The 20,506-nt window shown below is 67.2% G+C and carries 19 protein-coding genes and 1 pseudogene; 14 read left to right on the top strand and 6 right to left on the bottom strand.

The genetic code is table 11. The features are described from left to right. Nucleotides 1-133: 133 nt before the first annotated feature. The 5 genes from AC1Z3W_RS37490 (at nt 134) to AC1Z3W_RS37470 (ending at nt 5,904) form a co-directional block, all read left to right on the top strand. Nucleotides 134-706 carry a flavodoxin family protein gene (locus AC1Z3W_RS37490; RefSeq protein ID WP_021158582.1) on the top strand — a complete coding sequence of 191 codons (573 nt, stop codon included), beginning with the start codon at nt 134-136 and terminating at the stop codon, nt 704-706. A gap of 154 nt (nt 707-860) precedes the next feature. Continuing rightward, nucleotides 861-1,811 carry an N-acetyl-gamma-glutamyl-phosphate reductase gene (gene argC, locus AC1Z3W_RS37485; RefSeq protein ID WP_057929992.1) on the top strand — a complete coding sequence of 317 codons (951 nt, stop codon included), beginning with the start codon at nt 861-863 and terminating at the stop codon, nt 1,809-1,811. A 428-nt stretch (nt 1,812-2,239) separates the two neighbouring features. Then, nucleotides 2,240-3,658, top strand: coding sequence for a DUF2957 domain-containing protein (locus AC1Z3W_RS37480; protein ID WP_057929993.1), 1,419 nt, complete (start codon nt 2,240-2,242; stop codon nt 3,656-3,658). A gap of 154 nt (nt 3,659-3,812) precedes the next feature. Further along, entirely contained in the window at nt 3,813-5,054 is a 1,242-nt protein-coding gene (locus AC1Z3W_RS37475; protein ID WP_483509558.1) for a DUF2957 domain-containing protein, read from the top strand. Between the two features lie 16 nt (nt 5,055-5,070). Then, entirely contained in the window at nt 5,071-5,904 is an 834-nt protein-coding gene (locus AC1Z3W_RS37470; protein WP_057929995.1) for an OmpW/AlkL family protein, read from the top strand. 204 nt (nt 5,905-6,108) lie between these two features. Here the strand turns inward: AC1Z3W_RS37470 and AC1Z3W_RS37465 are convergent. Next, a pseudogene (locus AC1Z3W_RS37465) lies at nt 6,109-6,288 on the bottom strand (LysR family transcriptional regulator); the annotation flags it as partial. On the opposite strand from AC1Z3W_RS37465, the gene AC1Z3W_RS37460 reads away from it, so the two are divergent. Then, nucleotides 6,241-6,408, top strand: coding sequence for a hypothetical protein (locus tag AC1Z3W_RS37460; protein WP_483509651.1), 168 nt, complete (start codon nt 6,241-6,243; stop codon nt 6,406-6,408). The pseudogene AC1Z3W_RS37465 and the gene AC1Z3W_RS37460 overlap by 48 nt on opposite strands. Nucleotides 6,409-6,446: 38 nt before the next feature. On the opposite strand, the gene AC1Z3W_RS37455 is transcribed toward AC1Z3W_RS37460, so the two are convergent. Both AC1Z3W_RS37455 and AC1Z3W_RS37450 read right to left on the bottom strand, forming a co-directional pair. Then, nucleotides 6,447-7,082: a LysE family translocator gene (locus AC1Z3W_RS37455; protein ID WP_057929996.1), complete on the bottom strand. Its 636-nt coding sequence runs from the start codon at nt 7,080-7,082 to the stop codon at nt 6,447-6,449. Nucleotides 7,083-7,153: 71 nt separating this feature from the next. Continuing rightward, a complete protein-coding gene (locus AC1Z3W_RS37450; RefSeq protein ID WP_483509556.1) occupies nt 7,154-8,062 on the bottom strand; it encodes an NAD(P)-dependent oxidoreductase in 909 nt (302 codons plus the stop codon). Nucleotides 8,063-8,119: 57 nt separating this feature from the next. On the opposite strand from AC1Z3W_RS37450, the gene AC1Z3W_RS37445 reads away from it, so the two are divergent. Beyond that, on the top strand, nt 8,120-8,878 hold the full coding sequence (locus tag AC1Z3W_RS37445) for a Mut7-C RNAse domain-containing protein (protein ID WP_057929998.1): 759 nt from the start codon (nt 8,120-8,122) through the stop codon (nt 8,876-8,878). Nucleotides 8,879-8,957: 79 nt separating this feature from the next. Here the strand turns inward: AC1Z3W_RS37445 and AC1Z3W_RS37440 are convergent, their stop codons facing one another. Beyond that, nucleotides 8,958-9,191: a hypothetical protein gene (locus AC1Z3W_RS37440; protein ID WP_057929999.1), complete on the bottom strand. Its 234-nt coding sequence runs from the start codon at nt 9,189-9,191 to the stop codon at nt 8,958-8,960. A 369-nt stretch (nt 9,192-9,560) separates the two neighbouring features. On the opposite strand from AC1Z3W_RS37440, the gene AC1Z3W_RS37435 reads away from it, so the two are divergent. From AC1Z3W_RS37435 to AC1Z3W_RS37420, 4 genes are read left to right on the top strand one after another with little or no spacing between them, the layout of a single operon-like run. Then, nucleotides 9,561-10,766 (top strand): efflux RND transporter periplasmic adaptor subunit, encoded by a 1,206-nt coding sequence (locus tag AC1Z3W_RS37435; protein WP_483509554.1) that lies wholly within the window; start codon nt 9,561-9,563, stop codon nt 10,764-10,766. 10 nt (nt 10,767-10,776) lie between these two features. After that, the gene (locus AC1Z3W_RS37430; protein ID WP_057930007.1) at nt 10,777-11,475 is read left to right on the top strand and encodes an ABC transporter ATP-binding protein; all 699 of its coding nucleotides are present in this window, start codon (nt 10,777-10,779) and stop codon (nt 11,473-11,475) included. Nucleotides 11,476-11,493: 18 nt separating this feature from the next. Continuing rightward, nucleotides 11,494-12,648 carry an ABC transporter permease gene (locus AC1Z3W_RS37425; protein ID WP_483509552.1) on the top strand — a complete coding sequence of 385 codons (1,155 nt, stop codon included), beginning with the start codon at nt 11,494-11,496 and terminating at the stop codon, nt 12,646-12,648. Between the two features lie 4 nt (nt 12,649-12,652). Beyond that, nucleotides 12,653-13,819 (top strand): ABC transporter permease, encoded by a 1,167-nt coding sequence (locus AC1Z3W_RS37420; protein WP_124834588.1) that lies wholly within the window; start codon nt 12,653-12,655, stop codon nt 13,817-13,819. Nucleotides 13,820-13,838: 19 nt separating this feature from the next. Here the strand turns inward: AC1Z3W_RS37420 and AC1Z3W_RS37415 are convergent, their stop codons facing one another. Beyond that, nucleotides 13,839-15,170, bottom strand: coding sequence for a carotenoid oxygenase family protein (locus tag AC1Z3W_RS37415; RefSeq protein WP_483509550.1), 1,332 nt, complete (start codon nt 15,168-15,170; stop codon nt 13,839-13,841). Nucleotides 15,171-15,185: 15 nt separating this feature from the next. Beyond that, the gene (locus AC1Z3W_RS37410; protein ID WP_483509548.1) at nt 15,186-15,824 is read right to left on the bottom strand and encodes a DUF2239 family protein; all 639 of its coding nucleotides are present in this window, start codon (nt 15,822-15,824) and stop codon (nt 15,186-15,188) included. 298 nt (nt 15,825-16,122) lie between these two features. On the opposite strand from AC1Z3W_RS37410, the gene AC1Z3W_RS37405 reads away from it, so the two are divergent. From AC1Z3W_RS37405 to AC1Z3W_RS37395, 3 genes are all read left to right on the top strand, one after another. Then, nucleotides 16,123-17,463 (top strand): MFS transporter, encoded by a 1,341-nt coding sequence (locus AC1Z3W_RS37405; protein WP_057930005.1) that lies wholly within the window; start codon nt 16,123-16,125, stop codon nt 17,461-17,463. 62 nt (nt 17,464-17,525) lie between these two features. After that, complete coding sequence (locus tag AC1Z3W_RS37400) at nt 17,526-18,929, top strand: enolase C-terminal domain-like protein (protein WP_483509546.1); 1,404 nt, start codon at nt 17,526-17,528, stop codon at nt 18,927-18,929. 269 nt (nt 18,930-19,198) lie between these two features. Further along, a complete protein-coding gene (locus AC1Z3W_RS37395) occupies nt 19,199-20,467 on the top strand; it encodes an IS256 family transposase (protein WP_483507115.1) in 1,269 nt (422 codons plus the stop codon). Nucleotides 20,468-20,506: the final 39 nt, after the last annotated feature.

Here is a 20,506-nt window from a genome sequence, read left to right as displayed (position 1 = left end):
CGTCATTTCGGCTTGCTAGACTCGTCGTCACCGGTCGCGGCGCCACGCCGCATCCGTCGCGTCGCCCGCCGGCGACGCGTGACGCGGCGCGCCGCTGCGGCCGCCGTTTCCGTTCCTTTCCGGAGAACGCTTCATGTCGAACATCGTCATCGTCTATCACAGCGGCTATGGTCACACGCAGAAACTGGCCGAGGCCGTGCACGCGGGCGCGCAGGACGCCGGCGCGACCGTACGCCTGCTCGCCGTCGGCGACGTCGACGACGCGGGCTGGGCCGCGCTCGACGCCGCGGACGCGATCGTCTTCGGCGCGCCGACCTACATGGGCGGACCATCGGCGCAGTTCAAGCAATTCGCCGATGCAACGTCGAAAGCGTGGTTCACGCAGAAATGGAAGGACAAGATCGCCGCAGGCTTCACGAACTCCGCGACGATGAACGGCGACAAGTTCTCGACAATTCAATATTTCGTCACGCTGTCGATGCAGCATGGGATGGTGTGGGTCGGCACGAGCCTGATGCCGGCCAACTCGAAGGCGGCCACGCGCAACGACATCAACTACCTGGGTGGCTCGACGGGCCTGCTCGCGCAGTCGCCGGCGGATGCGACGCCCGACGAAGGCCCGCTGCCGGGCGACCTCGAGACCGGAAAGGCATTCGGCCGGCGCGTTGCCGAAGCGACCGCCCGTTGGGTCGCCGGCCGCGGCTGAACACGCCCGAACGCCCGCGCCAGCGAGCGCCAAAGGGACATAAGACGGCCCGCGGGCCGTTTTTTTCGCCCCGTGCGGTGCAGGCCCGCCGGATGACGTCTTAAAATGGCGGTTTCAGGGCGCCGCGGCTCCCGTTTCATTCAGTGAGAGCGAAATGAGCACCAAAGTTTTTGTCGACGGCCAGGAAGGTACGACCGGCCTCAAGATCTTCGAATACCTGTCGGCGCGCAACGACATCGAGATCCTGCGCATCGATGAAGCGAAGCGCAAGGATGTCGATGAGCGCCGCCGCCTGATCAACGCGTCGGACGTCACGTTCCTGTGCCTGCCGGACGTCGCGTCGCGCGAATCGGCATCGCTGGTCGAGAACCCGAACACGACGCTGATCGATGCGAGCACCGCGTTCCGCACGAACGACGACTGGGCGTACGGCCTGCCGGAACTGACCCGCGCACAGCGCGAGAAGATTCGCACGTCGAAGCGCATCGCCGTGCCGGGCTGCCACGCATCGGCCTTCGTGCTCGCGATGCGGCCGCTCGTCGACGCGGGCATCGTCGCGCCGACCTTCGCCGCGCACAGCTACTCGATCACCGGCTACAGCGGCGGCGGCAAGTCGATGATCGCCGAATACGAAAACGCGGCGCCGGGCGGCAAGCTCGCGAGCCCGCGTCCGTATGCGCTCGCACTCGCACACAAGCACCTGCCGGAAATGGCCGCACACACGGGCCTCGCGCACGCGCCGATCTTCACGCCGATCGTCGGGCCGTTCCTGAAGGGCCTCGCCGTGACGACCTACTTCTCGCCCGAACAGCTCGCGAAACGCGCGACGCCGCAGGACGTGCAGCGCGTGTTCGCCGAATACTACGCGGACGAACCGTTCGTGCGTGTCGCGCCGTTCAACGCGGATGCGAATCTCGACAGCGGCTTCTTCGACGTGCAGGCGAACAACGACACGAACCGTGTCGACCTGTTCGTGTTCGGCAACGAAGAGCGGTTCGTCACGGTCGCGCGCCTCGACAACCTGGGCAAGGGTGCATCGGGCGCCGCGATCCAGTGCATGAACCTCAACATCGGTGCCGCCGAGGATACGGGCCTCAAGCGCTGATCCCGCTTGCACGCGATGCAAAGCCGGCCGCTGGCCGGCTTTTTATTTATCCGCATCAGGCAATATATAAAATCCGGATAACGCATTTACAAATATTTACAAGCTTTCCGTTGCGCGATTAGCCGTTAATTAATTTCGCCCTTTTTTCTCCAGTCAATCCCGAATAGGGATAAACCGGATACCGCCGCTTTAAACACTACCGTTATACGCGGGAGGGCCGCGAGAGCCGAACGCGCGTGGCATCCGCCCCACTTCAGCAGCACTCTACCCCCCTCCGTCCGTTTTAATTCTTACTGAAAGCCCCAATCCGCAAGGATTCATGACTCGCCTTTTGTTTCAATCGCCTTTTTTAGACGAGTTCATCAATTGACAGCAAAAATCCGGGCAGCGACATTAGCTCGCACAATTAAACGACTGGAGACAGCGGCATGTCGCACGCCTTATCGAAGGGGGTGGCAACGGCCTTTGCCATCGCACCTTTCCTGATTGCCTGTGGTGGTGGAGACGGCGGCTCGCCCGCGCCGATCGACGCCCCCCAATGTTCCGGATCGAGCTGCGGCACGCAAGGGCCGCCGCCGTCGCAGCCCGTCAACGGCGCGCTGTGCCCGGCCGATGCCGACATCGTGAAGAGCACGTACCTCGGCGGCGCCGGTAGCGGCGAGATCGTCAGCGTCAACATCGACGCGGTCGCGATGACGTACACGCTCAAGTGGCTCGAATCGCCGATCCCGCTCGCGACCGGCACGGTCACGCCGAGCCGCGCTGGCACCACGATCACCGGCAAGGTCGCCCACCCGCCGACCGGCACGCTGCCGACCGCGGAACAGACGCGCTGCGCCTTCGTCCTCACGCCGGGTTCGGGCACGGCACCGAACGGCTCGACCTATTCGACGGCCGCCGACTTCAACCAGGCGAACCCGCCGATGCTGCTGGTCGGCATGGGTGTCGCGGGCGGCGGCATCCCCGGCGCGACGGTGCAGTACGACGGGCTGACGATCGTCCCGGGCGTGATCCAGAACGTCGGCCAGGTGCCGAACCGCCACTTCGACTTCTATCCGTTCCTCGGCTTTGCGAACACGACGACCGATCTCTCGAAGCTGCCGGGCACCTACAACGCGCTGATCTACCACCTCGTGCCGTCGGGCAATTACGCGACCAAGGGCACGAATTCGAGCGAGACGTTCGATGCGAACGGCGCATGCACGTCGACGAATGCCGGCGGCTGCCAGACGACCGGCAATCCGTGGACGGTGAACGCGGCGGGCGGCTACCTCGACAGCACGAAGGCACCGCAGATCCTGCCGCAGACGTCGCTGCCGATCGTCGGCGCGACCGGCAAGTCGGCGACCGCGCACATGGTGATCGGCCAGTTGAACGGCGCGACCGTGCCGGTGGTCGTGCGCACGGGCAATGTGAATCTCGGCACGCCGCCGCTGCATACCGACGCGCAGGTCGACGATGAATCGGGCATCGCGGTGCTCGGCGTGGCGAGCGCAATCCAGTCGGGCGCGATCGACGGCGGCTACGCGGGCGCGGATTCGAACTTCAAGTACACGGCAGCACTGATCCGCGGCAGCAACGCGTCGTTCATCAACCCGACCACGCAAGCCGAGGAAGACGCCTTCACGCTCGACTACGGCCAGGGAACACCGGGCCTGCTGAACACGACGACAACGCCGGCGAGCGGTGCGACCTACTCGTCCGCATCGGGCGTGGTGATCGCGACGGGCGGCCTGTATGCGGCGCTGATCCAGGGCACGGTGAACGGCGGCGTCACGTCGACGTCGGCGAACTCGAGCACGTCGTCGGCACCGTACTTCGGCGTGGGCGCGCAGATCAGCAAGTAACGAGCGGGGACGCGGCGGCGAGCGGTTCGCCGCCGCGGGATGCAGGGAAGGCACGACACGACGGCGTCCGGCACGGCGCGGGCAGCACGGCACGAACAACAGAAGCGGTCGACAGGGAGCCGGCCGCCTGACAAGACAAATCCGGAGGAGCAACATGAAGCGCAACCTCATTCTGGTGGCGGCCCTTGCCGCCCCCCTTCTTTCCGCATGCGGCGGTGGCGGCGACAATCCGCCTCCGCTCGTCGAAGACCGGCTGTGCCCGGCATCGCTCGACTACAGCACCGTGTTTACGGGCGGTGCGGGCAGCGGCGAACTGGCCAAGGTCCAGCTCGACACGACCAAGATGACCTGGCAGGTCACCTATGTCGAATCGCCGGTGCCGCAAACGACCGGCACCGTCACACCGACGCGCGCAGGCACCGTGGACAGCGGCACGCTCACGCAGGAAACGCTGCTGCCGACCAACAAACTCAACCAGTGCGCGTTCCGCCTGAACGGCGCAAGCCTCGATGCGTCGCGTCCGGCGCGCATCTTCGTCGGCTTCGGCGTCGCGGGCGGCACGATCCCCGGCAAGGAGATCCAGTTCGGCGGCGTGCTCGGCCAGGCTGCCGTGCCCGACACGAAATTCCCGTACTACCCGTTCATCGGCTTCTCGTCGATCGAAACCGACATCACGAAGGTCGCGGGCACGTACAGCCACGTCGGCTTCGGCGAAGTGCCGTCGCAGAACTTCGCGCCGGCGTCGATCGACGCGAAGGTGACGATCAACGCGGACGGCACCTGGACCAAGTGCGACTCGACCGGCCAGTTCGCCGGCGGCGCATGCACGCAGCAGGGCACGAACTTCGTGCAGTCGGCCGACGGCAGCGGTGCGTTCCAGTCGAACAACTATGCGAGCCAGCTGAAGCCGACGCTGTCGGCGACGCCGCAGGGCAAGGGCTTCATGATCGTCGGCAAGCTGCGCAACCAGCTGGTGCCGATTCTCGTGCGCACGGGTGTCGCGAACCCGAACCCGACGCCGGACAGCAACGGCGTGCCGGGCCTGACCGCCGACGACGAATCGAGTATCTCGATCCTCGCACCGCAGACCGCCATCGCGGCCGGCTCGCAGAACGGCGAGTACATCGGCGTCGACAGCCAGTTCGACTACCGGACCACCGCGCTGATCAACAACCAGGCGACGCTGCTCGATCCGTTCCAGCCGTCGCAGGCCTCGCTCGCGACCGCGCTCGACCTGGACTACACGCAGAAGGTGCCGGGCACGGTCACGACGATCCATACGGGTTCGGGCAGCACGTCGCCGACCGGCAAGTTCATCTTCACGGGTGGCGTGTTCGGTTTCCTCGACAACGCGGGTTCGACGCCGTATTTCACGATCGGCGCGTTCGTCCAGTAAGCGGAGACAAGCCGTGATGAAGAAGACCCTTCTCTGCGCGGCGGCCGGCGCCGCCACCCTGGCGCCGCTCGCGGCGCACGCGCAGAGCGCCGGCAGCAACGTCGTCACGCTCGGCTGGTTCCACGTGATGCCGCAGCAGAGCAGCACGCCGATGACGACCAACGTCGCGCCGACGCCGATCAACACGCCGCTGCGGCTGCCGCCGTCGTTCACGTCGCCGGGCACGGGGCTGCGTACGAGCGGCGCGGATACGGTCGGCCTGACGGTCAGCCACTTCCTGACCGACCACATCGCGGTCACGTCGGTGGCCGGCGTGCCGCCGGTGTTCAAGGTGTCGGGCCAGGGCACGATCAAGCCACCGGGACCTGCCGGCGCGCTCGGCACACAGAACATCGGGCTCGCATCGGTGAACCCGATCGTGAAGAGCGTGCGGCAGTGGAGCCCGGCGGTGCTGCTGCAGTACTACTTCGGGCAGGCGACCGCGAAATTCCGGCCGTTCCTCGGCCTCGGCGTGTCGTACAACTGGTTCAGCGACCTGCAGCTCAACACGAACTTCATCAAGCAGACGCAGGACAACCTCGGCGCGATTCTCGCGGCGGGCGCGGGCAAGCCGGGTACGACATCGGTGGAAGCGAAGGCGTCGTCGTCATGGCAGCCGGTGTTCAACGCGGGCCTGCAGTACAACATGACCGAGCATTTCGGGCTGATCGCGTCGGTGACCTACATCCCGCTGAAGACGACGTCGACGGTGACGATCAAGGCGGCCGACGGCACGGTGCTCTCCGAGTCGAAATCGGACCTGAAGGCCGATCCGATCATCAGCTATGTCGGAATGACCTACAAGTTCTGACGTCGGGGAAGGGAAAGGGACGAAGGACGAATGGATGGCCCGCGGCAAAATCGCGGGCAAAAAAAAGCCCGCCTAAGAGGCGGGCTGAATCCATATCAGAGGAGACATGGAGGAGACAGGTGTAACTATAGCGAATCAGTTTCCGCATTGCAACATTTCCGTAGAGAAAATAAGGATTTTCCCTTGAACGAGCACTCTAGATTACTAGATGGAATCTGACCCCCTGTTGTTCTCACGGTTGAACACATCTCCCAGTGCGTCGCGCAGCAGCGCTGTCGTGCACGATCCACACGTTGATCCGGGTTTCCCCCCACCCTTCCCCCGCAATGCATCGCGATGCGCGCTGCGCGCCAGCGCGTTCGCCGGTGCGATGCCGATGCCGGCGCGGCATTGCTCGACGCGGGCGTGATCGTCGACCAGACGATCGGCCGTCGCGGAATCAACCTGCTGAACCCGGCCGCGCGCGTGACGCGGGCCCGGATAGGAGAACGCCCCGCCCTCTGACGAGGTGCGGGGCGTCCGGCAGGCAACGCGGACCGAAATCAGTGACGGACCAGCGCCATCATCGCGCCGAAGCCGACGAAAATACCGCCCGTCAGCCGGTTGAAGACCTTCGCGACGCTCTGGCTCTTCAGCGTCGCGCCGATGCGCGTGCCGAACGACGCGTAGACGAGATACCAGCTCACCTCGATCACCGCGAACGTGACGACGAGGATGCCGAACTGCGGCAGCGTCGGTTCGGACGCGTTGATGAACTGCGGCAGCAGCGCGGCCGCGAACAGGATCGCCTTCGGGTTGCTGCCCGCGACGAGGAAGCCATTGCGGAACAGCGCCCCGCGCGATGCCGAGGCGCCCTGCAGCATTGCATCGACGTCGGCGGCCGGCGCGTCGTCGACGCGCGCGCGCCACGCCTTCACGCCGAGATAGATCAGGTAGGCGGCACCCGCAAAGCGCAACGCATCGAACATCGCCGGCCAGGCCTCGAGGACCGCTCCGAGCCCCGCTGCGGACACCGCCAGCATCAGCACCAGCGCACTCAGGCAGCCGGCCATCGTCGCCGACGAGCGGCGCAGCCCGTGCCGCGCGCCGTGCGTCATCACGAGCAGCATGTTCGGACCCGGAATCGCCGACACGACGAACACCGTCGCCACGAAAAGCCACCACGTATGCAGGTTCATGACCGCTCCGACCGAAAGAGAAACGAAATGTTGATTATGCCGCGTGCGCGGCGTGTCTGTCCCGCGCCGGCTCAGCGGCCCGCGCGGCGCAGCGCGACTTCGCCGAGCACCGCGAAGTCCTGTTCGCCGCCGCCGTGCGCGAGCGCATCGAGCAGGCTGTCGCGCACGACGCTCGCCACCGGCAGCGGCACCGACACCGCATCGCCGGCCTGCAACGCGAGCCGCACGTCTTTCAGCCCGAGTCGCGCCTTGAAACGCGCGGGTTCGTAGCTGCGCTCGGCGATCATCCCGCCGTAGCCTTCGTAGACCGGCCCCGGAAACACGTTGTTCGTGATCACGTCGAGGAAATCGCGCATCGCGACGCCGTGCGCGCCGAGCAGCGCGGACGCCTCGCCGAGCGTCTCGATCGCCGACGCGAGCGTGAAATTCGCCGCGATCTTCGCGACGTTCGCGTGCTGCGGCAGCGAGCCGAACCGCCAGGTCTTCTGGCCGATCGCGTCGAACAGCGGCTGCACGCGGTCGATCGCCTCGGCCGGGCCGCCGGCCATGATCGTCAGGCGCGCGGCGGCCGCGACGTCCGGGCGTCCCATCACGGGCGCGGCGACATACTGAAGGCCGCGCGACGCGTGTGCGTGCGCGAGCGATTCGGCAAGCGCGACCGACACCGTCGCCATGTTCACGTGGATCAGGCCGCGCGGCGCCTGAGCAAGCAGCGCGTCGTCGAATACTTCGCGCGCGGCCGCATCGTCGGCAAGCATCGAGAACACGGCATCGCCGCGAAACGCATCGGCCGGTGTATCGACGATCTGCGCGCCCAACGCGGCGAGCGGCTCGGCGCGCTCGCGCGACCGGTTCCAGACCCGCACGGCATGCCCCGCCTTCAGCAGGTTCGTCGCGATCGCCTGCCCCATTTCGCCCAGCCCGATAAATCCGAGATCCATTTCCCGCTCCTTCGACCCGTGAAGCGGGGAGTTAAACACAGATGGCGGCGGCCTGCAGCCACCGCGACCGGCCACGCGCGGTGCGATACTGCGCGGATGGCGACCGCGACCTTCCGTTTCCACGGCGAACTGAATGCGTTTCTCGCACGCGCGCAGCGCGAGTGCGCGTTCGCGCACGTGTTTGCGCGCGATGCGACGGTCAAGCACGCGGTCGAGGCGCTCGGGGTCCCGCATACGGAAATCGGCCGGCTCTGCGTGAACGGCGAGCCGGCCACCCTCGACCGGCCGCTCGGCGACGGCGACCGCGTCGACATCCATCCGCAACGCCCGCAGCGGGCAGCCGCGTCGCCGCTGCCGCAACCGGACCGCTGGCGCTTCGTGGCCGACGCGCACCTCGGCGGCCTCGCGCAATTGCTGCGCCTCGCCGGCTTCGACACCTGCTACGACAACCACTATCGCGACGATGAACTCGTCGCGCTCGCCGCGCGCGAAGGCCGGATCGTGCTGACCCGCGACCGCGAGCTGTTGAAACGCCGCGCGGTCGTGCGCGGCTGTTACCTGCACGCACAGCAGCCGGACGCGCAGCTGCGCGAGCTGTTCGCGCGGCTCGACCTCGCACCGCATATGCGGCCGTTCCGGCTGTGCCTGCGCTGTAACGCACCGCTGCACGCACTCGATGCGGCGGACGCCGCGCCGCGCGTGCCGGCCGGCGTCCGCCAGCGGCACCGGCGTTTCGCCGCGTGCGACGTGTGCCGGCGCGTGTTCTGGGAAGGGTCGCACTGGCGGCGCATGCGCGCGGTGGTCGACGCGATGCGCGCGCCGCCGCCCGGTGCGCCGGACGCGGCGGACACCTGAAAAAAACAAAACCCCGCAGGCCGAAGCGTGCGGGGTTTCGTGACGGACGGCCGGCCATGCCGGCCCCGGCGAAGCGGGCTTAGTTTGCTGCGCCCGAGTCGTTCGTGCCGGCTGCCGAAGCGGCTGCGGCCTTCGCCTTGCCCTTTACCGAACCGTGGTGCTTCAGCTGGTGCTTCGGCTTGCTGTGATCCTTCTTGGCCGGTGCCGGTGCCGCGGCCGACGTGTCGGCTGCCGGCGCGGACGCCTGTGCGAATGCCGAAACCGATGCGAGAGCGAATGCTGCGGTCATGATCGAAGCGAGCGTCTTCTTCATTGTTCTTCCTTTAGCGGAGAAAAAGTCAAACGTACCGGTAAAAGATGCGAGGCATCCGCATCGGAACATCAGTCGCGCCGGGTTGCCGGTCGCCGCCGGGCGGGTCGGCTCTCGCCTTTTCCGCCTCGGCAAATACTGATGCACTGGCTCCATAACGCATCGCACGCGCGTCAAGTTGACACGTTGCCTGCATCCTCGGGTTTCCCCGGGGGCGCGGGCTTCCGGCCCGCCCGACGCGCCACCGGGACCTGCGTCAATCGTCCGACAAACCCGCTCTCGCGCCCGCCGCGGCAACGCTATACTGGCCTCCTTCCGTTCCAACCGGATCGCGGCCGGTCACAAGACCGCCGCCGTCGCGAGGCGCCCAAATTGCCCGACCACAATCTGGACAAACTGAAAATCGACCGGCGTCCGATCGCGCCCGCGCCACGCCGACGCCGGTGGGTCCGCTATGCGGCCGCCGCCGTACTCGTGATCCTCGCGCTCGTCGCCGCGTTCGCGCTCACCCGCCGGCCGACGGTCGACACGACTTCCGTCACGTCCGCCTACCCGTACCAGAACGACACCCAGCTCAACGCGACCGGCTACGTCGTGCCGCAGCGCAAGGCCGCGGTCGCGTCGAAGGGCCAGGGGCGCGTCGAATGGCTCGGCGTGCTCGAAGGCACGCGCGTGAAGAAGGACGAGATCATCGCGCGGCTCGAAAGCCGCGACGTGGAAGCGTCGCTCGCGCAGGCCCGCGCACAGGTGCAGGTCTCCCGCGCCAACCTGGGCGTCGCGCAGGCGGAACTGAAGGACGCGGAGATCGCGCTGCGCCGCACCGCCGTGCTCGCGCCGAAGGGCGCGGTGCCGGCCGCGCAACTCGACACCGACACCGCCCGCGTGAACAAGGCGCGTGCGACGGTCAGCAGCGACCAGGCCGCAATCACGTCCGCCGAAGCGAATGCGCAAGCCGCGCAGGTCGCGGTCGACCAGACGGTGATTCGCGCACCGTTCGACGGGATCGTGCTCGCGAAGCACGCGAACGTCGGCGACAACATCACGCCGTTCTCATCCGCGTCGGACAGCAAGGGCGCGGTCGTGACGATCGCCGACATGGACACGCTCGAGGTCGAGGCCGACGTCGCGGAATCGAACATCGCGAAGATCCGCGCGGACGAGCCGTGCGAGGTCCAGCTCGACGCACTGCCCGACATGCGCTTCGCGGGCCGTGTGTCGCGCATCGTGCCGACCGTCGACCGCTCGAAGGCGACGGTGCTCGTGAAGGTGCGCTTCGTCGAGCGCGACGAGCGCGTGCTGCCCGACATGAGCGCGAAGATCGCATTCCTGTCGAAACCCGCGTCGCCGCAGGACCGGCAGCCGGTGACGGCCGTACAGGCAAGCGCCGTGGTCGAGCGCGACGGCCGGCCGGTCGTGTTCGTCGTGAAGGACGACACCGTGCATGCGGCGGCGGTGACCCAAGGCGCGCGGATCGGCGAACTCGTCGCGATCCGCGGCGTGAAGCCCGGCGATACGGTCGTGCTCGCGCCGGGCGCGAAGCTGAAGGACGGCGCGAAAGTGACCGTCGCGAAGAAGTAGCGTGGCGCGCATGAACGACGCCTCGCCGCCCCTCGTCGAGATCAGTCACGTCGCGAAGTCGTACCGGCGCGGCAACCAGGTCGTGCCGGTGCTGACCGACATCACGCTCGACATCGGCGAAGGCGACTTCGTCGCGCTGATGGGGCCGTCGGGTTCCGGCAAGAGCACGCTGCTCAATCTCGTCGCCGGTATCGACCGGCCCGACAGCGGCGAGCTGCGCGTGGGCGGCCTCGACATCACGCGGCTCGAGGAGGCGCAGCTGGCCGAATGGCGCGCGGCGAACGTCGGCTTCATCTTCCAGTTCTACAACCTGATGCCGGTGCTGACCGCGTTCGAGAACGTCGAGCTGCCGCTGATGCTCACGCACCTGTCGCGCCGCGAACGGCGCGAGCGCGTCGAGCTGGTGCTCGACATGGTGAACCTCGGCGACCGGATGAGTCATTACCCGTCCGAGCTGTCGGGCGGCCAGCAGCAGCGCGTCGCGATCGCGCGCGCGTTGATCACCGATCCGGTGCTGATCGTCGCCGACGAGCCGACCGGCGACCTCGACCGCGCGTCGGCCACCGACGTGCTCGCGATGCTGCAGCGGATGAATACCGAGCTCGGCAAGACGATCATCATGGTGACCCACGATGCGCACGCGGCCGGCGCCGCGCAGTCGCTCGTGCATCTGGAAAAAGGGGAGCTGATCGATGGGCACGCCGTCTGACGGACGGGAGCGCGCGCAATGTACGTGCTGAAGCTGATCGCGCGCAATGCACTGCGGCACCGGCTGCGCACGCTGCTGACCGTGCTCGGGCTGACCATCGCGGTGCTGGCGTTCGGGCTGCTGCATACCGTCGTCGACGCGTGGTACGCGGGCGCGGCCGCCGCGTCGAGCGGCCGGCTCGTCACGCGCAACGCGATCTCGCTCGTGTTCCCGCTGCCGGTCAGCTACGAGAACCGGATCCGCGGCGTCGACGGCGTGACGGCCGTAGTCCGCTCGAACTGGTTCGGCGGCGTGTACCGCGATCCGAAGAACTTCTTCGCGAGCTTCGCGGTGTCGGAGAACTACCTCGACCTGTATCCCGAATTCATCCTCCCCGCGCAGCAGCGTGCCGACTACGATCGCGACCGCCGCGGCTGCCTCGTCGGGCGCCAGCTCGCGACGCAGTTCGGCTTCAAGATCGGCGACGTGATCCCGCTGAAAGGCACGATCTATCCGGGCACGTGGGATTTCGTCGTGCGCGGCATTCTCGACGGCCGCGACGACTCGACGATCACGCGCCAGCTGGTATTTCACTGGGACTACCTGAACGAGACGGTGCGCAAGCGCACGCCGAAGCAGGCCGACCAGGTCGGCGTGTTCGTGCTCGGCGTCGCGAATCCGGACGACGGCGCCGTGATCGCGCGCAACGTCGACGCGGTGTTCAAGAACTCGCTCGCCGAAACGCTGACCGAGACCGAGCAGGCGTTCCAGCTCGGCTTCGTCGCGATGTCGAACCAGATCATCGCGGCGATCCGTGTCGTGTCGTACGTGGTGATCCTGATCATCATGGCCGTGATGGCGAACGCGATGGCAATGAGCGCGCGCGAGCGGACCGCCGAATATGCGACGCTGAAGGCACTCGGCTTCGGCCCCGGCTTTCTCGCGCTGATCGTGTTCGGCGAATCGGTCGTGATCGCGGTGGTCGGCGGCGGGCTCGCAATGCTCGCGACGCCGCCGGCCGCGATCCTCTTCAAGCAGGCTGCCGGCGGCATCTTCCCGGTGTTCAAGGTGTCGGCCGAGACGATGGCGCTGCAGGCCGCGTGCTCGGTCGCGGTCGGCCTCGCGGCCGCGCTCGTGCCGGCATGGCAGGCCGCGCGCGTTCGCGTGGTCGAAGGCCTGCGGGCGATCGGGTAGGCGCATGGCGATTCCTCTCACTTACATCGCACGCAACCTGTGGACCCGCCGGCTCACCACCGCGCTCACCGCGGGCGGGATGGCGCTCGTGATCTTCGTGTTCGCGACGGTGCAGATGCTCGATGCGGGACTCACGCAGACGCTCGTGTCGACCGGCGAACCCGACAACGCCGTGGTGATCCGCAAAGGCGCCGAAACCGAGATCCAGAGTTCGATCGACCACCAGCAGGCCAATGCGCTCGAGATGCATCCGGCCGTCGCGCTCGGCCCCGACGGCCGGCCGCTGGTGTCGAAGGAAGCCGTCGTGCTGATCTCGCTCGTGAAGACGTCGACCGGCAAGCCGTCGAACGTCGTGATCCGCGGCGTGTCGCCGGCCGGCCTCGCGCTGCGGCCGCGCGTGAAGCTCGTGGCCGGCCGCACGTTCGCGCCGGGTTCGTCGGAGATCATCGTCGGCAGCGCGATCGCGAAAGGCTTCAGCGGCACGCAGCTCGGCGACAGCCTGCATTTCGCGCAGCGCGACTGGACCGTCGTCGGCGTGTTCGACGCCGGCGGCAGCGGCTTCGATTCGGAGATCTGGGGCGACGTCGACCAGCTGATGCAGTCGTTCCGGCGCACCAGCTACTCGTCGATGGTGCTGCGCATCCCGAGCGCCGACGGCTTCGCGCGCTTCAAGGCCGACATCGACGTCGACCCGCGCCTGACGGACGAAGCGAAACGGGAGCAGACGTTTTACGGCGACCAGTCGAAGGCCCTGTCGACCTTCATCAACATCCTCGGCATCACGCTGTCGACGATCTTCTCGATCGCCGCGATGATCGGCGCGATGATCACGATGTATGCGTCGGTCTCGAACCGCACCGCCGAGATCGGCACGCTGCGCGCGCTCGGCTTCAAGCGCATGAACGTGCTCGCCGCGTTCCTGCTGGAAGCACTGCTGCTCGGCTTCGTCGGCGGCGTCGCGGGGCTCGCATGCGCGTCGCTGATGGCGTTCGCGTCGTTCTCGACGACCAACTTCCAGACCTTCTCCGACCTGTCGTTCCGTTTCGTGCTGACGCCCGCGATCGTCGTGAAGACGCTGCTGTTCTCGCTCGTGATGGGGCTCGTCGGCGGGTTCCTGCCGGCGATGCGCGCCGCGCGCCTGAACATCGTCGACGCGCTGCGCGCGCAGTGACGCGCGCGGCTGCTCACTGTCAGCGCTCGCGCGGCACCCACGCGCCGTGAAACCCGGCCGGCACGCGACGCGGCAGGTGTACCGTCGCGACGGGCACCGCATCGATCGCGCGCGCATCGAGGATCACGACGTCGCTCGTATCCGTCGCCGCGCGGTAGACCACCACCAGCAGCCAGCCGTCGTCCTCGTCGGTGCCGCCCGGGCGCGGCACGAACACCGGCTCGCCGTTCTGGTCGCCGGCCGGCACCGCATAACGGGTCGTCGTGCCGTGCACGTGGTCGAAGCGCGTCACGCCGCGCATGTCGGCTGGGTTCGGCTGCTCGACCGCATACAGGTACCGGTAGCGGCGCCCCGTGCGGCTTTCGTTGATGCGCGGCAGCTCGATACCGCCGTCGGCGAGCGGCCCTTCGTCGACCAGACCGTTCGCGGTATCGATCACGTAGCGCCACAGCTCGCCGACCGGGTTGTCGGCAAAGCGGCCGGTGCGCGCATCGAGCCGCAAGAACCACGGATAGCGGACCGCATCGAGCACGATGCACGATTCATCGCAGTCGTACGCGTTCACGACGTGCTGGATGAAGCACGGCTCGATGCCGAACCAGCGCACATCGCCGCCGTGGCGCGGCATCACGCCGATCCGCGCGTCGCGGTCGTCGTGCCAGCGCAGCGGCATCCGGTGCCCCTGCTTCAGCATCGCGAAGTCATAGCCGACGTTCAGGTCGAGCAGCAGGCTGCGGGTTTCGGTGATCGCGAGGTCGTGCATCATCGACGGCGCATGCACGTCGACGACGAGGTCGACGCGCTGCACGCCCTGCGCGTCCGCGACGCCGTAGCGCAGCCAGGGTTCGCGCCAGTCCGCGCGAAACAGGATCAGTTCGCCCGTCACCGGATCGATCTTCGGATGCGCGGTCATCGCACCGCCGAACGCCGCGTGCCGCGCGGGCGCACCGAGCGTGTCGAGTGCCGCCGTGATCGCGAGCGATGCGCCGCCCTCGGCCAACGCGAGCAATTCGCCCGCGTGCTGCAGCACGTTCACGTTCGGATTCGTGTCGGGCAGGTGCGGCACCTGCGCCGGTGCATGCACGGCGGCCCAGCGCTGCGTGCGCGCCCAGCGGTTCCGGTAGCCGGTCGCGCGGCCGTTTTCGAATGCGATCGCGTGCAGCATCGCCGCTTCCGGCCACCACGACAGCACGTCATTGCCTTCGAAACGGCCGCCCGGCGGATTCGGGCCGTTGCGCAGCAGCGTGCCGGCGAGTTCGGGCGGGATCGTGCCCGTCACGCGCAGGTCGACGAGATCGACCTCGTCGGCGACCGGCGCGATCGCGCCGCGGTTCAGATCGAATCCGGTCATCGCAGCGGCGCTCCGTCAGCAGTCTTCGGTCGACGGCGGCAGATCGCCGCGTGCCAGCGCGAGCGCATGGTCGCGCACGTCGTCCGGCCAGCCGGCGATCAGTTCGGCCATTCGCTCAAGGTCGTTCGCATACAGCGCACGCGCGGCTTCCTCGAAACCCGGCAGGTCGCCCGCGATCGCCGACATGAAGTGATAGGCCCGCGTCTGCGCGTCGCGACGCCGGTCGTCCGCCGCATGCGTGCGCCGCGCGTCCTCGACGAGCTTGCGCAGCGCGACGGACGCGCCACCCGGCTGCGCGGCGAGCCAGTCCCAGTGACGCGGCAGCAACGTGACTTCGCGCGACACGACGCCGAGCTTCGGGCGGCCGCGACCGCGTTGTTCACCCGCGCCCGCGCCCGCACCGGCCGGCTCGGCGGTGGGCGCCGGCGCATCGGCCGGTGCAGCCGCGTAACGCATGCGGACCTCGTCCGCCGTGCCGCGCAGGTCGAGGTCGATCGCGCGGCCGGTCGCGTCGTCGAAGATCACGATCGTGCCGGACATCGGGTCGCCGGACGCCTGCTGCACCGCTACCGCCACCGTCGCGAGCGGGCCCGACGCGACGCGGCGGTGGCCGTCAAATGCCGTGTAGGAAGGGAAAAGCGTGGAAAGAGTCATCGTGGTTTGCCCGTGGGCAGGAATCGCAGTGGCATCATTTTTATCCGGGTATAAATTGATTGTCAATATCACCCGGGTAAAAACATGATGCCTCGGTGCACTCGATCGATTCAAATCCTGAATCGATCAAGTCAGCAATTGGCATGAAAGCGCAAATTTCGACATGACAGAATGATCCGGACGCCCCGTCCCGGGGTATCGGCGTCCGGCCTCCGGCCGGCAACGTCACCACGAAAAAACGCGCGCATATAACGCGCAGCCGCACGACGGCACCTTCCGCCCTTCGGAGGAGACAGTCATGAATCCGCTTCACGCATTGCCGGCGTCCGCGTCGGCAACGGCCCAGCGCACCCGCGTGCGCTGGCTCGTGCTGACCGTGCTGTTCGCGGTCACGACGGTCAACTACGCGGATCGCGCCGCGATCGCGATCGCGGGCCCCGCCCTCGCCCGCGCGATGCACCTGAGCCACGTGCAGATGGGCTTCATCTTCTCGGCGTTCGGCTGGTCGTACGTCGTCGCGCAGCTGCCGGGCGGCTGGCTGCTCGACCGCTTCGGGTCGCGCATCGTCTATGCGTTCAGCATCTTCTTCTGGTCGCTGTTCACGCTGCTGCAGGGCGGCATCGGCTTCTTCAGCGGCGCGGCCGCGTTCGCGCTGCTGTTCGGGCTGCGCTTCCTGGTCGGCGCGGCCGAGGCGCCGTCATTCCCGGCCAACAGCCGGATCGTGTCCACCTGGTTCCCGGCCTCGGAGCGCGGCACCGCGTCGGCGATCTTCAACGCCGCGCAATACGCGGCGACCGTCGTGTTCGCGCCGCTGATGGGCTGGCTCGTGCACGCGTTCGGCTGGCAATCGGTGTTCGCGGTGATGGGTGTGCTCGGCTTCGCGTTCGTGCTGGTGTGGAACCGCACGATGTACGACCCGAAGGTGCACCCGCGCATCAACCGCGCGGAGCTCGACTACCTCGCCGAAGGCGGTGCGCTCGTCAACATCGACCAGGCGACCGGCGCGCGCGACGGCGGCCCGTCGATGCATCACGTGAAGGCGCTGCTGAGAAACCGGATGCTCGTCGGCGTGTACGTCGCGCAGTACTGCATCAACGCGCTCACCTACTTCTTCATCACGTGGTTTCCCGTCTATCTCGTGCAGGCGCGCGGGATGTCGATCCTCAACGCCGGGCTCGTCGCGTCGATCCCGGCCGTGTGCGGCTTTCTCGGCGGGATTCTCGGCGGCATCGTGTCCGACGCGCTGCTCAAGCAGGGCCAGTCGCTGTCGGTCGCGCGCAAGGTGCCGATCGTGATCGGCATGTTGCTGTCGATGTCGATGATCGTCTGCAACTACACCGACTCGCACGTGCTCGTCGTGCTGTTCATGGCGCTGTCGTTCTTCGGCAAGGGGCTCGGCGCGCTCGGCTGGGCCGTCAACGCCGACACCGCGCCGCGCCAGATCGCCGGCCTGAGCGGCGCGCTGCTCAACACCTGCGGCAATCTCTCCAGCATCACGACGCCGATCGCGATCGGCTATATCGTCGACCGCAGCGGCTCGTTCAACGGCGCGCTGGTGTACGTCGTCGCGCACGCGCTCGTCGCCGTGATCTGCTACCTGTTCGTCGTCGGCGAAATTCGCCGCGTCGAGCTGAACTGAACAGCGCGGGCCACGCCGGCGTGTCCGGCGGCCTGCGCATCAACGGAACCAGGAGCCCACCGATGTCCGAATCCCGCCGTGCCGGCACGCCGCGCGTCACGCGCATGCAGGTCATCCCCGTCGCCGGCCGCGACAGCATGCTGCTGAACCTGTGTGGCGCGCACGCGCCGTATTTCACGCGCAACCTCGTGATCCTCGACGACAGCAGCGGCCACACGGGCGTCGGCGAAGTGCCCGGCGGCGAAGGCATCCGCCAGGCGCTCGAACGGATGACCGACCTCGTGGTCGGCCAGTCGATCGGGCGTTACCAGGCGACGCTCAACGCGGTGCGCGCGGCGCTATCCGGCGCCGGGGCGGGTGCGGGTGCGGGACGCACGATCCGGCACGAGGTGACGTCGGCCGGCGAAGCGGCCGTGCTGCGCCAGCCGCACGAGATCAACCTGCGGCTCGACAACGTGATCACCGCGATCGAGGCCGCGCTGCTCGACCTGCTCGGCCAGCATCTCGACGTGCCGGTCGCGGCGCTGCTCGGCGAAGGCCAGCAGCGCGACGCGGTGCCGATGCTCGCGTACCTGTTCTATATCGGCGAGCGGCGCCGCACCGACCTGCCGTATCGCGACGAGACGCGTGCAACTGATCCGTGGTTCCGGCTGCGCAACGAAGCCGCGCTCACGCCGGCCGCGATCGCGCAGCAGGCGGAGGCTGCGGTCGAGCGCTACGGCTTCGTCGATTTCAAGCTGAAGGGCGGCGTGATGGCCGGTGCGGACGAGATGGAAGCGATCGCGGCGATCAAGGCGCGCTTTCCCGACGCGCGCGCGACGCTGGACCCGAACGGCGCGTGGTCGCTCGACGAAGCGATCGCACTGTGCCGTGGGCAAGGCCACCTGCTCGCGTATGCGGAAGATCCGTGCGGGCCGGAAGGCGGTTATTCGGGACGCGAAGTGATGGCCGAATTCCGCCGCGCGACCGGCATCCCGACCGCGACCAACATGATCGCGACCGACTGGCGGCAGATGGATCATGCGGTGCGGCTGCAGGCCGTCGACATCCCGCTCGCCGATCCGCACTTCTGGACGATGCAGGGCTCGGTGCGGCTCGCGCAGCTGTGCCGCGACTGGGGGCTCACGTGGGGCTCGCACTCGAACAACCATTTCGACGTGTCGCTCGCGATGTTCACGCATGCGGCCGCGGCGGCGCCCGGCACGATCACCGCGATCGACACGCACTGGATCTGGCAGGAAGGCGACGCGCGGCTCACGCGTGAACCGCTCGAGATCGTCGGCGGCCAGGTGGCCGTGCCCGAGCGGCCGGGGCTCGGGATCGAGCTCGACATGGCGCAGGTCGAGGCAGCGCATGCGCTTTATCGGGAGGTTGGTGGTACGGCGCGCGATGACGCGATGGCGATGCGTTATCTGGTGCCGGGATGGACGTACGATCCGAAGCGGCCGAGTTTCGGGCGGGGGTGATGGCGGGGGCCCCGGCGCAGGCTGGATGGTGGGCTGCATCGGCGCGCAGCGAGGCGGGTGCCAGTGATTGATACCGCGAGCGGCGCGCGGATTGCGACTAGCCGACAAACCGGCAACCCCGCAGAAAACAAAAAGGCTCGGTCTTGCGACCGAGCCCTTCGGATTCTGTTGGGCGGAGGAGGATGAAACAACCACGCTAATCGCAGACGGAGAGCCTGTCAGATTTTTAGTGTGCCGAGGTCATGAGACGATAACGGAAATAACGTCCTATGACCGATGCAACCGTGACCAAGAAGAGCAAGAACCCGAAGGCGCCGAAGCTGTTTCCCGATGAGCTGATCGATCAGTTGCTTGCCCAGGTGCAGGGCAAGGATGCCGAGTCGATCCTCGGCGAATCGGGTTTGGCCGGCCAGCTCAAGAAGCAGCTGGCCGAGCGCATGCTCGCGGCCGAGTTGAGCCACCATCTGGAAGCCGAGACCGAGCAAGGCAAGGCCGGCAATCACCGCAACGGCACGAGCCCCAAGACGGTCCTGACACCCAACGGCGAACTGAAGCTGGATATTCCGCGCGATCGGCAGGCGACGTTCGAGCCGCAATTGGTCGGCAAGTATCAACGCCGGCTGCCCGGCTTCGACGATCATGTCATCAGCATGTATGCGCGCGGCATGAGCGTTCGCGAGATTCAGGGCCATCTGCTGGAAATGTACGGACTGCAGGTGTCGCCCGATCTGATTTCGACGGTCACCGACGAGGTGCTGGCCGACGTCGAGCAGTGGCAGCAACGCCCGCTCGAGGCCATGTATCCGATCGTGTACTTCGACGCGCTGCGGCTAAAGATTCGCGACGAAGGCACGGTCAAGAACAAGGCGGTCTATCTGGCGCTGGGTATTCGCGCCGACGGCCGCAAGGAAGTGCTGGGTCTGTGGATCGAGCAAACCGAAGGCGCCAAGTTCTGGCTGAAGGTCTTCAACGAGCTGAAGAATCGCGGCTTGCACGACATTCTGATCGCGGTGGTCGACGGCTTGCGCGGTTTCCCCGAGGCGATCGAGGCGGTCTATCCGGCGGCCCAAATTCAGACCTGCATCGTGCATCTGATCCGAAATTCGCTGAATCTGGCGAGTTGGAAGGACCGCAAGCCGCTGGCTGCCGCAATCAAGCCGATCTACCAGGCCGCCACGGCCGAGGCGGCAGCAGCGGCACTGGATGCCTTTGCGCAGAGCGAGTGGGGCCGCAAATTCCCTACCGTCGCGGCCATGTGGCAGCGCCAATGGGAGCAGGTGATTCCCTTCTTCGCCTATCCGCCCGAGGTGCGTCGAATCGTATATACGACCAACGCCATCGAGAGCATGCACATGCAGTTGCGCAAGATCGTGAAGAATCGCGGCCACTTCCCGAGCGACGAAGCCGCCAGCAAACTGCTGTTTCTCGCCTTGCGCAACATCGAAAAGGATTGGAAGATGCCGCCTATCACTTGGCGGCAAGCAGTCAATCAGTTCGCCATTCTGTTCGGCGAGCGATTCACTGCCGCCATCAGCTGAGATTTTTTAACCGACCTCAGCACACGAAATTCCTGACAC

This window comes from Burkholderia sp. 10_S31, from assembly GCF_056930375.1.
Note: the sequence above shows the minus strand (reverse complement) of the source record. Positions and strands in the feature narration are given on the sequence as shown.